We start from the raw sequence: 12,093 nt of genomic DNA on the forward strand, positions 1-12,093 counted from the left end.
GCGTGGCTTTCGCCTTTCCAAGCAGGGGTTCCACCTGCTAAGTTACTCAACCTAGGCTCGGTCGCTCTATGAAATACAATAGAATCTCATTTTACGGTGAACTATGTGTATTCTATTGCACGAAATACAATCAGCTACTTGAATGAATGAGTTGAATCCGGCTACGTGTGCAGCCTATATCTCCATATCCTTGCCCGTGTAATCCACGAACCGGAAATGACCCTGCGGCCCGGTTCTCTGCTCGATCAGATCAAGAATGCCCTCGGCGCTGATGCGCGGGTCAAGCGGTGCCTTAGATCCGCCCATATCAGTAGGCATCCAGCCGGGATGCACGCTGAGCACATGGATGCCCCGGTCCTTGAGTGTGACATGCAGCTTCTGGCTGAACATGTTAAGTGCAGTCTTGGAGATGGTATAGGGGTAGCTGTTCGGGTAAGCATTCGTGATGCTGCCTGCCTCCGATGAGACGTTGATGATCGAAGCCCCAGGTTCGGTAAGCAGCGTCAGGAGGTGCTTGACCACACGCATCGGCCCGTACAGATTGGTATCGATGGCCCGCTGCATCTCCTCCATGTCCAGCGCTTCAAGCACAGTATCTGTGGCATTCAGTACAGCGGCATTGTTGATGATCGCACCAAGCGTCTGCCCCTGCTCCTTCAGGCTGGCGGCAAGCGCTGCGATTCCAGCTTCGTCCGCGACGTCCAGCACAGCAAGTGTCAGCTTGTCCCCGTATGTGGCAGCAAGCTCCGTTAGGGCTGCCTGGCCGCGTGCCGGATCACGTACTCCGGCAATGACGGCATGTCCACGTCCAAGCGCAGCGGCGGTCAGCTCAAGCCCCAGTCCGCGTCCGGCTCCGGTAATCAGAATATTCATAGGTATGGCCTCCTGTATCCGGTTTATTTTGACAATGAATCGTTCTCGTTATCGCGGTCGTTCTCCAGCAGCTCAAGCATCACCTTCAATTCCTTGAACGTATCCATATAAGCATACCGTCCACCGGTGTATTCACCCTTCTGCAGGAGCTGGAATCCCTTGCCTTCAAGCAGCATAATCTTCTCCTTCATACCTTCGACCACGAACGCAATATGGTGAACCCCTTCTCCGTGCTCATTCAGATAATCCCGCCAGGTGCTCGGCTCATGATCCGGTTCAATCAGCTCCAATTGCAGCGAACCCATTTCAAAGAAAGCCAGCTTCGCCCGCGCCCCGCTCCCTCTACCGTTATACTCCGTCTGAGCAATGTCGGCCGTGTCCGTGATGCCGATCTGAGGCTTGTCCAATCCGAAAAAGTCCGCATACGCCTGACTCACCTTCTCAATATCGTGAACCAGGATCCCAATCTGTGTCATGAAGTGATTGCCTAGTAACCCTGACATTCGGCTCTGCCTCCTTATCATCGTGTCCAGACAACCATACCTAACCTGTGAAAGGGCTGTCAAGTTCATCCCTGGCACAGCAGCAGCAACAAAAAGAGAATGTCCTCAGGACACTCTCCCGTTGCCAATCCGGCTTAAGTCTCAGTGCGCGATGTAAGCATCCACTCTGTAGCTTGAACCGCTGCTGGTTAATGTGGCATTATAGTAGCCCATATTCCCGCCAGGCTTGCATTTGTAGTCCCCCGAGCAGCCGGTGACGAAAAATTTCGTCTTCGTATACCCCGGATAGATGTTATTCAGCTTCCGGTAGAATTTATGGGCATGATGAGTGAAGATCGCAAGCACCTTCTCTCTGGCTTTTGGCGGGATAGCCGTGAAGAACTTGGAGGTCTCCGCTGCGCTGAGCACATGGCTGGAATCCACCGTAATGCCCTGCACCCGCAGCGGCCAATGGAAATCAATAATATACGAATGCTTGTCATCCAGATTCCGCAGCAGGTTGAGGCTGGCCGGGGTGAATTGTCCCAGCGCGCAATCCAGCCATACATACTTCACCTTCCCCTGTGTCCCCGGAAAATTCATCTGTCCCGCCACCGGCCCTAAGTACTGCGTGAACAGGGACCGTGTGCTGGCCTCCCAGTTACCAATTGAAGCCTTGTACGGGATGCTTCCCAGCGTACTGGTCACTGTGTCCTTGAATTCCTTATAGTACGTCCCGGCATTATTCCCGTGATCCGCCCCCGCCTGTGTATTATCTCCCCCGAAGATGAAAAACCGTTTGTTCCCGCTGCTCACCGCTTTGGGCAAAAGACTCCTAAAAATACTCAGGCTGTTGCCGTATCCCACATGGCTGTCACCGAATACCGCAAACTCCACTGTCTGTGCCTTGATTCTGCGCTTCACTCCCGGGGCTGCCTTCCGTCTTACGGGAACCACCCGCTTCCGCTTCGCCCCTGTCCGTCTTTTCATCATTCATCCGCCTCACCCTCACAAGATCTGAATCCATATATAAGAAGCACTAAAGCTTTGACCTTGAAGCGTAATCGTCACTACGGTGAATATTTGGACTTCCGGCCGCTGTTGTTAACAGATTTCCTGATTTGATCCGCTGTCTGTGGTTGAAATCCGTTAACAAAGGCGGACGCTACCGCTCCTCCAGCTCCAAATTCCCCCTCCGTTTCTATTCGCTTTTCGTTAATTGCTTTAATGCTTCTTAATATAATATCTTCTATATATATGCCGGACGGACGGGTAGCTCTTGGACCCGTGAATCATGGAGGAACGCCTGCATCTCGCATATCTGTAAGGCTTGTAGTACAATAATGTCTTGGTTGTGCACGACGCATAACACTAGATGAACAAGAGGTGCCTGAATGGCTATTAATTTCACAAGACCGGTGCTGGACCGCTTAAACCAGGAGATCGCAGAAATGGAATCCCGTATTGCCGCATTGCAGAAGAAGACGAAGTCCACCCGCAGCAAGATCACTCAGCTCGAAAAAGACTGCAAGCTCTCCCCCTCCCCCAGCGCCCTCAGCAGCAAAATGACACGGATCACCAAGCACCAGGCCGAGCTCAAAAAAATCTCCCGGCAGCAAACGGAGCTGTCCAAGGAGATTAATAAAAAGAAAACGATGCGGGCTACGTTGCAAAGCTAGACTGCGGTCAGTTTACCGGCTCTTGCTGTCTGTAACCTCATGCGTACATGATTCTACGTCTGAATAAATAGATCCCGGTTAAAAAATATCCTGCTGATAATACCATCAGCACTATAATTTCGGGAAGAACCTCGTTAATGCCTGCATTATTGATCAGAATTTTGTTCATGGCACTTACAGCATCCAGCGTCGGCATGAAGGTCAGCAACTCAATCTCTTTGCCCATAACCGTAAATAACTTCACCGGCGGAACCCTGAAAAAAATCCCGGCCAGGAACATCATAGGTGTCAGCACAACATTGCCAAGGATAAAGGCCTCCAGTGACGTCTTGCAGAAGGCAGCGATGACCAGGCCGATGCCTATAGCTGAGAAGGTGGCAATCAGGCTGACTGCATAAGCCAGAATATAGGAGCCGGAGGATGAGAAGCCCATCAACAGGCTGGAGGCAAATACTAGAGGCAGCATAGCCGCCGCTAGTACCATTTGTGAAAGCGTGATGCCTGCACAGAACTCAAACGCGCTGGCTTTTGACAAAATAATCCGCTGCATCGTCCGGTTCTCCAGCTCTCTGGTCACTACCATAGAGCTTAGGATGAGCAGGAAAAAGACGGAAAACACCATCAGTCCCGGCGCCATATTGGCAAATTCGGACGATACCTGTGCTTCACCGGTCTCCTCATAGATCAGCTGAACCGGACTTATTGCTGTGCCGTATGACCACACAAAGTTATGGATGTAGTTCTCCACCAGACTGCTGATGATGCTGTATGTCAGATTTGCAGGATTGCCGAGCATATTCACCTGTACCGTTGGGGACTGGCCGGACGGCTCATGGTTGAGCAAAGATTTACTGAAGCCGGGCGGAAGATACAAATGCGCAGCGTAGCTGCCTTTTCTAATCCCCTCCAGTATCTTCTGCTTATCATAATCCGTCTGAATGACCGTAAACATCTTGTTTCCATTGGGATACTTGCTGCCTGCAATCTGGTGCACCAGTCTGTTCCCAAGCTTCCCCTGATCTTCATTAGTAATCCCGAGCGAATACGTATAGAACCCTTGCCCGAAGGCCAGTCCAAAGATGACTATGAACACAATCGGTGACAGAATAGTTAGCAGAACTGCCTTATAGTCCCGAAACTGCTCGACCAGGCTTTTCTTGAATACAGCCCATAGCCTCATTCCCGCAAGCTCCTTCCAGTCAGCTTAATAAATACATCTTCAAGTGTACTCTGCCTCAAACTGAACGTAAGAGGATTACCGTACAGTGCTGCCAGCTTATTGAGAATATGCGGGACATACTCTGTCAGATGGTCTCCGGTAACTTGGAGGCTTGATTCCTTGAACTGTAAAGTATATTCCGGGGTATTTAGCTGTACGCTCTTCTGCACAGGCTCCTGATAATAAATCTCCAGCGTCTCTTCAGGAGCATACCTCTGCTGAAGCGCAGCAGGCGTGTCGCATACCAGCACTTGTCCATGGTCCATCACCGCCACCCTTGAAGACAGCCGCTGGGCTTCGTCCATATTATGGGTGGTAAGCAGCACAGCACTGGAACGTGACAGTGATACAATGAAATCTCTAACCAGTACTCTGCTCTGCGGATCAAGCCCGGCTTCCGGCTCATCCAGGATAATCAGGTCCGGGTCATGAATAATAGACAGAAGGATATGCAGCCTTCTCTGCATACCGCCTGATAGATTCTTTGCCAATGTCTTGCGCTGATCAGAGAGTCCGACGCTTTCCAGCAGCACAGCAGTACGCCTTGTAATCTGTTGCCTGTCCATTCCATGCAGTCTCCCTGCAAAATGAAGCTGCTCCTCACAGGTCAGCATCGGCCATATCTGTAACTCCTGACTGCACACTCCCATCTGCTTATGTTCAGAACGGTTATATCGGGAAGTTGTGCCTCCGATCCGGATATCCCCGCTATCAGGCTTAAGTGTTCCGGCAATCAGGCGAAGAGCCGTTGTTTTACCTGCACCGTTTGGGCCGAGCAGACTAAAGATCTCCCCCTGCTTGACGATGAAGGTTAAACCATCCACCGCTTTAAGGTGACCAAAGCTTTTATTCACTTGCTTCAATTCCAGCAGTATTCCATTCACCTCCAACACCTCTATCCCAAGGAATTCCAGTTCCTGTTATCTTATCCGACCCTGTCTATGCTTGTCTGTGATCTATGGTAATCAACGCAAAAAGAACCAAAGGAACGGATTCCCCTGGTTCTTCGTCATTACGTTATTACTATCTGATGGATCAGACTACACCTGCTTACTCACTGCGCAGCGCAGCCACCGGGTCCTTTTTCGCGGCCATCTTGGCCGGAACGGCACCGCCGAGCATGGTCAGCAGCACGCTGATGACTCCCAGAATAAGCGCATGGAGCGGGTTCAGCTGCGCTACATTCTTCAGCTCCGTCAGGTTGAACAGGATCGCGTTCACCGGAATGGTCAGCAGGTAGGTAATGCCGATCCCCAGTATGCCTGAGCAAGCCCCTATGATGAAGGTCTCCGCATTGAATACCCGCGTAATATCCTTCTTACGGGCCCCCAAGGCGCGCAGTACCCCGATCTCCTTCGTACGCTCCATCACGGAAATGTAGGTGATGATCGCAATCATAATCAGGGACACCACCAGGGAGATCGCGGCAAAAGCAATCAGCACCATCGTAATCCCGTCCATTATTCCCCCGGAAATATTGGTGACAATGGCCGCCAGGTCGGTGTACTGTACCTGATCCTCCGCTGCCTTGCCTTCATTCCATTTGTCCAGATAAGCATTTACGGATTCCTTCGCACTGAAATCAATCGGGTACAGCGAGACTGCTGTCGGGATATCCGTAGCGCCGAGAGCCGCAAGCGCATTCTCCTTTGTTACAGTGGCCATATTGCCTGCCGCTGCCATTCCGGCATTCATGAGCGGAGAGCCGCCCATCGCACTGCCGGAGCCGCTGCCTGCAACTTCATCGGCCAGTCCTTGACCTGTCAACACGTTAATGTCCGCCTTCTCCTGAGCCTGTACAATCTCGGATTCCCGCGCGTCGGCGATGAAGGATGCAGCCAGCTCATCAGAATAGACCAGACCTGGAGACAGGGTCGAGATCTTGGAGCCTTCCTGCCCGCGCACCACTCCGGCAATTTTCAGCGTAACTGCCCTAGGACTGTCGTAGAGGTCATCCAGGTTGCCGCCGGGAGCATTGACCACGAATTGTTCGCCGTTCTTTTTATAGTAATCGTTGTTCATAATCAGCTTAACCTGCTTGCCGACCAAGCCGTTCAGATCGATGCTCTTGGCTTCATAATCCAGCCCCAGCGCATCCACTGCCGCATTAGTCAGACGGTTATATTCATCGACGATCAGGACCAGATCGGTCTTATCTGCCGGGAATGAGCCTGCCAGCAGATCGTAATATTGCTCCAGATAGCTGTCCGAAGCGCTGCCCTGCTTGCTGGGGTAGGGAGCCAGAGTGATTTTGCTGGTATCCAGCGCGACCGTCTTGTCCCCATCCTTGACCAGCATGTTCATCTTCACACTGCGGGTATACGACACACCGTCCAGCAGCTTGGGATCGATCCCGTCCAGATACTGCATATACTCCTTGGTCAGCACATTCACATGCATAGCGGAGTTAACCGTCGGATCGTACGGGTAGAGCTGCTTGTCGGCAGGATAAGCTGGAAGCTCCGGATTCTCCTTGCCGGGAGGACCGGCATTCTGCAGATTGACCGCCGTCTGGTTGATTGAGACCGGGAAGTTGGACAAAGCTCCGGTCTCGTAGGAGCTGATCTGCTTATCGAAGCCATTGGACAGGGACAGGATCAGGGCAATGCCGATAATTCCGATACTGGAGGCAAAAGCGGTTAGCCCGGTGCGCCATTTTTTGGTCGCAATATTCTTGCCGGATAGTTTCAGCGCCGTGAGGAAGCTCATGCTTGTCTGCTTCAGCTTGTAAGCACTTGAGAGCTTCTGGGTAGCCAGCGGATTGCTGTCGGCGATGGCATGTCCGTCTGAGAAGCGGATGACACGGTCAGCATAATTCTCCGCCAGCTCGGGGTTGTGGGTGACCATGATAACGAGCTTATCCTCCGCAATCGATTTGATCAGCTCCATGATCTGTTCGCTGGTCTCGGAATCCAGGGCCCCGGTCGGCTCATCGGCCAGGATAATATCGGGATTGTTCGCAAGCGCCCGTGCGATGGCCACACGCTGCATCTGTCCGCCGGAGAGCTGGTTCGGCTTTTTGTGCACATGGTCCTTCAGCCCGACCTTCTCCAGTACCTCCAGCGCCTTGCGGTGCTTCTCGGCTGCCGCCACTCCGCTGAGCGTCATCCCCATCTCCACGTTATCCGTGATGCTTAGGTGCGAGATCAGATTATAGCTCTGAAAAATAAAGCCGACACTATTATTGCGGTACGCATCCCACTCGCTGTCCTTGAAGTGCTCGGTCGATTGGCCGTTGATGATCAGCTCTCCGCTGTCGTACTGGTCCAGCCCGCCGATGATGTTCAGCAGCGTGGTTTTGCCTGATCCGCTCTGGCCCAGAATGGCGACGAACTCGCTTTCTCTGAAATTCAGATTGACCTTGTCGAGGGCAACCTGGGTGAATTCGCCGGTTTTGTAGCTTTTGGTGATGTTTTTTAATTGCAGCATGGTCATTCTCCCTTTCTATGTCTATACTCTCACAGTATAACCGCCTAATATCAACTAAACCTAAACTCATAGTTGAGCTTGAGTTGATCTGAATGAGGTATACTACTTACAAACTGTTCGTTCTATTACTTGAGCTGTCCCAGGAGGAAACCTTATGTTTACGATTCTTGTGGTTGAGGATGATGCCAAGCTGCGGCAATTGTTCTGCACCGTACTGACCCGGCACGGCTACCGTGCGGTCCCGGCCGGGAACGGCGAGGAGGCGCTGGAGATGCTGGATAAGGAATACATCGATCTGTTGATCTGCGATATTATGATGCCCCGGATGGACGGCTTCGAGCTGACCCGGACGCTTCGCGATCACAACCAGCAGCTCCCGATTCTGATGGTGACAGCGCGGGAGCAGTTTGCCGATAAGCAGCAGGGCTTCCTCGTCGGTATTGACGATTATATGGTGAAGCCGGTCAATGTGAACGAAATGATCCTGCGGGTCGGAGCGCTGCTGCGCCGGGCCAAAATCATCAGCGAACGCAAAATCGAATGGGGCGGCACCGTGCTGGACTACGATACGTTAACTGTGCTTCAGGGGCCGGAGAGCACCTTACTGCCGCAGAAGGAATTCTATCTTCTCTATAAAATGATCTCTTATCCCAATAAAATTTTCACCAAGCAGCAGCTCATGGATGAAATCTGGGGGATGGACTCTGAATCGGACGAGCATACCGTGGTGGTTCATGTGAACCGTCTGCGGGAGCGCTTCCGGGACAGCGCGGATTTCGAGATTGTTACAGTCAGAGGGCTGGGCTACAAGGCGGTGAAGCGGGGATGATCCGGAGGAAACACAGAGGCTTATGGTGGTATTTCGTATCGATGGTGTTCGTGAACATATTATTCTTCGCCTGCATTCTGTCTGCGCTGGCCTACTTATATCTCCGTGTGGGCCATCATACGATCGGGCACCGCACGATGTTTCCGCCTCTCCTGACCACGGTGCTGTTCAGCCTGGTTGTCGGGACTACGATCAGTATTATGGTCGGCAAAAAAATTCTCGCCCCGATTACCGACTTCAGCCGCGCCGCCAAAGAAATTGCCAGAGGCAACTTTGACATCTATCTGAATGAATCGCACCGGGTCAATGAGATCAGCGAAGTAGCGCATCACTTCAATCTGATGGTACAGGAGCTGCGGAGTATCGAGACCCTGCGCAATGACTTCGTGGTGAATGTCTCCCACGAGTTCAAGACGCCGATTGCCGCGATCGAAGGCTATGCCATGCTGCTTCAAGAGGAGAATCTAAGTAAGGAGGAGCATGATGAATACACCAGGATGATTATCGAGAGCTCGCGGCAGCTGTCCAATCTGTCCGGTAACATCCTCAAGATATCCAAGCTGGAGAACCAGGAGATGCTCACCGGGCTGGCCGAGTATCCTCTGGATGAACAGCTCCGTCAGGCACTGCTGCTGCTGGAATCCCTGTGGTCAGCCAAGCAGCTGAACCTGAATATTGAGCTGGGGGAGCAGCGCTATTACGGCAATGAGGAGCTGATGATGCAGGTGTGGCTCAATGTGCTGGGCAATGCGGTCAAGTTCACGCCGGCGGGCGGAACGATCTCGGTCACGCTCCACTCGGACGGGACCTGGATCTCGGTGGTCATCGCGGACACCGGCATCGGTATGCCCCCGAAGGTGCGCAAGCACATCTTCGAGAAGTTCTATCAGGGCGACCCCGCCCGCGCCGAAGGGGGCAACGGCCTCGGCCTGCCGCTGGCTGCGCGCATCATCAGCCTGAGCAAAGGCATGATCGAGGTGCGCAGCGAGCCCGGGCAGGGCTCGGTGTTCACGGTTAAGCTGCCGGTGGGAGGCGCTTGCTAGGCCTGCGCATGGTTGCGGCGGGCGGTATGAGGGATTTATCCCTTTCATTTCCTCGTCACGCGCGCTTATGGCGGAATCAGAGGGATTTATCCCTTTTATTTCCTCGCCACGCGCGCTTATGGCGGGATCAGAGGGATTTATCCCCCTCATCTCCTCGACACGCCCACTTTCGGCGGGATCGGAGGGATTTATCCCTCTTATTTCCTCGTCACGCCCGCTTATGGCGGAATCAGAGGGATTTATCCCTTTTATTTCCTCGCCACGCGCGCTTATGGCGGGATCAGAGGGATTTATCCCTTTCATTTCCTCGTCACGCGCGCTTATGGCGGAATCAGAGGGATTTATCCCTTTCATTTCCTCGCCACGCCCACTTTCGGCGGGATCAGAGGGATTTATCCCTTTCATTTCCTCGTCACGTCCACTTTCGGCGGGATCAGACGTTGCTATCTACGATAATTCATTATCCATAACAGATGGAACAAGCTCATACCGGCAGATTCTATTACTCCCTTGCAGTAACACTGGAGTTAGCTTGCCTTTCTCACACAAACTATTCAAGTTTTCTTCACCGTTCGAGGATCAATCCCCAGCCCCCTCACCACATCCACCGGCCGCAGGTAACCCTTCATCCGGCTCGCCATGCGCAGCATGTCCCGCTCTATCCTTGTATACTGGCGGTCCCCCTCAGCGCTCTGTTTCAACAAACATGGGGTGAGCAAAGCCTTCAGCAGCGGGATGATTAGTTCGGGTGCAGACTCCAGATCATCGTACGGGATGGCGATGACGCGGTATCCGGCAATCTGCAGATAGGTCTCCCGATTCAGCTCCTGGCGGTAGCGGGTGCGGTCCGTGTTCTGGACATGCGGCCCATATCCCTTCACCTCGATTGCTACTTTAACCGCTCCCGGGTTCCACACAAAGTCAACAAAATACGGCCGTCCCCGCCAGTCTGCTACCTCATACTCCGGGTACAGATCATCCATGTTGCCGAAAATCGGCCACCATACCCGTTCCACAAACATCTGCTCCCCGTGCCGGTGCCCCCGCTCCAGCCGGTCCAGACGCTCGCCGGTCCTCCGTTTCTTATGATGCTCCAGCCATTTGTCACGCTCCTCAACAAACCCCATTCCCACTTCCTCCTCTTCAAACTTACTTGCATAAGCACGCACAAAAAATCCCGCACCCAATCAGCCGGGGTACGGGATGTGCTTCATCCGTTTGTAGAATTATAGTACTGGCTTGCAGCCGCCGTCAATGAGAACTTCCAGTTCCGGGGGAATTACGCTCAAACGCAGATGCTTTAATCCTAACGGTCGTTGTAGCGGTGGTTGTAACGATGGGTGCCGCACAGGAGTGGATAACGTTCAAGCAGACTATTAACCCAAGCCGCCTATGTCGCCCAAGCAACCTAGCCACATCCCCCTACTTCCCCTCCGCCCAGCACATCCGCTCTGCTCTTACCGTGCCGCCGGTCTCAATCGCCTGCTGCATCATCTTCCCGAGGTATACATCCTGCGAGGCTTCCGGCAGGCCGTAGAAGCCGGGTCCGCCGGCGGCGTAGAGCGCCATCTGGTCCAGACAGGAAGCAATGGCGATCTCATCATCGTACAGCCGGGCCGGGGCGAACGGGTTGTTATACAGCCACTGCTCTCCGCACAGGATGCCTTGCAGATAATAGCCCTCCGCATTCTCCTGCTCGCCTTTGTTCATGCGCTTCAGCTCCAGCTCCAGCGGCACGAGGTTCTCCTGCTGGATCAGCACCCGGTTATCGAAGATCTCCCCGCGTTCTCCGCGCACGCTAAGGTGATTCGAGCGAGTCCAGGAGCGGTGCTGGTCCTTGGTGAAATCGTAAATGCCTAAGCGGTCGCCGAAATCCAGCCAGGCCAGCTCCCGCTCCAGCGGGATCAGCCTGTCCTCTGTAGGCGGACCGCTGCGGGTGGGGCCGCCCACCCAGCTGGAGGTGAACTTCATCGCCCGGATATCGGCCTCCTCGAAACCCAGGCCCAGCATCCGGCGTATCAGGGCCGCCCCATGATACAGATGCGATACCGAGACGGTGGCCTCGGTGATCCGGCCCAGCCTGCCCGAGCGGATCAGCGACAGCCTGGCCTCCTGCACCGGATGGTACGGGTACTGCTCGGCGACCTGAACCCAAGCCCCATGCACGGTCAGCTCCTTATGCAGCAGCTCCAGGTCCGCCACACCGGCAGCGGGAGGTGTCTCCACAAGCGCCGGAAGACCAATCCCGGCCAAGCGGTACAGATAGTCCATGATCGCCTCTCCGCTGACAGAGACCACCGCGAAATCCGGCTCCTCCTGCCGCAGCAGCTCTTCCAGAGTGCGGTACGTCTGAACGCCCCACGCCGCTTCCATCGCCTGTCCCTGTGCCCGGTCCCTGACAACAAGGCCGCCGACCCGGAACAGCTCCGGCAAGGCTCTGGCAATTCTTAAGTAATATTGCGCGCGGAATCCCGCTCCGCCGATAATGCTGAAGTTAACGGGCATACCCCTTCCCTCCCTAATCACACATTGATGTTGT

Annotated in this window: 11 protein-coding genes; 3 read left to right on the forward strand and 8 right to left on the reverse strand. The window is 53.8% G+C overall.

Features of this window, described 5'->3' with window-relative positions; genetic code table 11:
• Positions 1 to 174: 174 nt before the first annotated feature.
• The 3 genes from K1558_RS25675 to K1558_RS25685 all read right to left on the reverse strand — a co-directional run bounded on the left by K1558_RS25675 (position 175) and on the right by K1558_RS25685 (position 2,348).
• A complete protein-coding gene (locus K1558_RS25675; RefSeq protein ID WP_238654808.1) occupies positions 175 to 873 on the reverse strand; it encodes an SDR family oxidoreductase in 699 nt (232 codons plus the stop codon).
• A 23-nt stretch (positions 874 to 896) separates the two neighbouring features.
• Positions 897 to 1,376, reverse strand: coding sequence for a VOC family protein (locus tag K1558_RS25680; protein ID WP_238654809.1), 480 nt, complete (start codon positions 1,374 to 1,376; stop codon positions 897 to 899).
• A 141-nt stretch (positions 1,377 to 1,517) separates the two neighbouring features.
• Positions 1,518 to 2,348 carry a metallophosphoesterase family protein gene (locus K1558_RS25685; protein ID WP_238654810.1) on the reverse strand — a complete coding sequence of 277 codons (831 nt, stop codon included), beginning with the start codon at positions 2,346 to 2,348 and terminating at the stop codon, positions 1,518 to 1,520.
• 401 nt (positions 2,349 to 2,749) lie between these two features.
• Here K1558_RS25685 and K1558_RS25690 point away from each other — a divergent pair, with 401 nt between their 5' ends.
• On the forward strand, positions 2,750 to 3,034 hold the full coding sequence (locus K1558_RS25690) for a hypothetical protein (RefSeq protein WP_238654811.1): 285 nt from the start codon (positions 2,750 to 2,752) through the stop codon (positions 3,032 to 3,034).
• A gap of 37 nt (positions 3,035 to 3,071) precedes the next feature.
• Here the strand turns inward: K1558_RS25690 and K1558_RS25695 are convergent, their stop codons facing one another.
• The 3 genes from K1558_RS25695 to K1558_RS25705 form a co-directional block, all read right to left on the reverse strand.
• Entirely contained in the window at positions 3,072 to 4,214 is a 1,143-nt protein-coding gene (locus K1558_RS25695) for an ABC transporter permease (protein WP_238654812.1), read from the reverse strand.
• Complete coding sequence (locus K1558_RS25700; protein WP_238654813.1) at positions 4,211 to 5,137, reverse strand: ABC transporter ATP-binding protein; 927 nt, start codon at positions 5,135 to 5,137, stop codon at positions 4,211 to 4,213. The genes K1558_RS25695 and K1558_RS25700 overlap by 4 nt, the downstream gene beginning before the upstream one ends.
• A 166-nt stretch (positions 5,138 to 5,303) precedes the next feature.
• Positions 5,304 to 7,682 carry an ABC transporter ATP-binding protein/permease gene (locus K1558_RS25705; RefSeq protein WP_238654814.1) on the reverse strand — a complete coding sequence of 793 codons (2,379 nt, stop codon included), beginning with the start codon at positions 7,680 to 7,682 and terminating at the stop codon, positions 5,304 to 5,306.
• A 154-nt stretch (positions 7,683 to 7,836) separates the two neighbouring features.
• On the opposite strand from K1558_RS25705, the gene K1558_RS25710 reads away from it, so the two are divergent.
• Complete coding sequence (locus tag K1558_RS25710) at positions 7,837 to 8,511, forward strand: response regulator transcription factor (protein WP_238654815.1); 675 nt, start codon at positions 7,837 to 7,839, stop codon at positions 8,509 to 8,511.
• Positions 8,508 to 9,554: a HAMP domain-containing sensor histidine kinase gene (locus K1558_RS25715; RefSeq protein ID WP_238654816.1), complete on the forward strand. Its 1,047-nt coding sequence runs from the start codon at positions 8,508 to 8,510 to the stop codon at positions 9,552 to 9,554. Before K1558_RS25710 ends, K1558_RS25715 begins: the two co-directional genes overlap by 4 nt.
• A 554-nt stretch (positions 9,555 to 10,108) precedes the next feature.
• On the opposite strand, the gene K1558_RS25720 is transcribed toward K1558_RS25715, so the two are convergent.
• Both K1558_RS25720 and K1558_RS25725 read right to left on the reverse strand, forming a co-directional pair.
• Positions 10,109 to 10,681 carry a hypothetical protein gene (locus K1558_RS25720; RefSeq protein ID WP_238654817.1) on the reverse strand — a complete coding sequence of 191 codons (573 nt, stop codon included), beginning with the start codon at positions 10,679 to 10,681 and terminating at the stop codon, positions 10,109 to 10,111.
• A gap of 295 nt (positions 10,682 to 10,976) precedes the next feature.
• Positions 10,977 to 12,059 carry a Gfo/Idh/MocA family protein gene (locus K1558_RS25725; protein WP_238654818.1) on the reverse strand — a complete coding sequence of 361 codons (1,083 nt, stop codon included), beginning with the start codon at positions 12,057 to 12,059 and terminating at the stop codon, positions 10,977 to 10,979.
• Positions 12,060 to 12,093 lie beyond the last annotated feature (34 nt).

The organism is Paenibacillus piscarius, assembly GCF_022234545.1.
Classification (GTDB): domain Bacteria; phylum Bacillota; class Bacilli; order Paenibacillales; family Paenibacillaceae; genus Paenibacillus_AQ; species Paenibacillus_AQ piscarius.

Bases quoted from the DNA above. Each gene is read 5' to 3' on its own strand.
- K1558_RS25675 (WP_238654808.1), bottom strand. From the start codon at position 873: ATGAATATTCTGATTACCGGAGCCGGACGCGGACTGGGGCTTGAGCTG.
- K1558_RS25725 (WP_238654818.1), bottom strand. From the start codon at position 12,059: ATGCCCGTTAACTTCAGCATTATCGGCGGAGCGGGATTCCGCGCGCAA.
- K1558_RS25715 (WP_238654816.1), top strand. From the start codon at position 8,508: ATGATCCGGAGGAAACACAGAGGCTTATGGTGGTATTTCGTATCGATG.
- K1558_RS25680 (WP_238654809.1), bottom strand. From the start codon at position 1,376: ATGTCAGGGTTACTAGGCAATCACTTCATGACACAGATTGGGATCCTG.
- K1558_RS25710 (WP_238654815.1), top strand. From the start codon at position 7,837: ATGTTTACGATTCTTGTGGTTGAGGATGATGCCAAGCTGCGGCAATTG.
- K1558_RS25690 (WP_238654811.1), top strand. From the start codon at position 2,750: ATGGCTATTAATTTCACAAGACCGGTGCTGGACCGCTTAAACCAGGAG.
- K1558_RS25685 (WP_238654810.1), bottom strand. From the start codon at position 2,348: ATGATGAAAAGACGGACAGGGGCGAAGCGGAAGCGGGTGGTTCCCGTA.
- K1558_RS25705 (WP_238654814.1), bottom strand. From the start codon at position 7,682: ATGCTGCAATTAAAAAACATCACCAAAAGCTACAAAACCGGCGAATTC.
- K1558_RS25695 (WP_238654812.1), bottom strand. From the start codon at position 4,214: ATGAGGCTATGGGCTGTATTCAAGAAAAGCCTGGTCGAGCAGTTTCGG.
- K1558_RS25720 (WP_238654817.1), bottom strand. From the start codon at position 10,681: ATGGGGTTTGTTGAGGAGCGTGACAAATGGCTGGAGCATCATAAGAAA.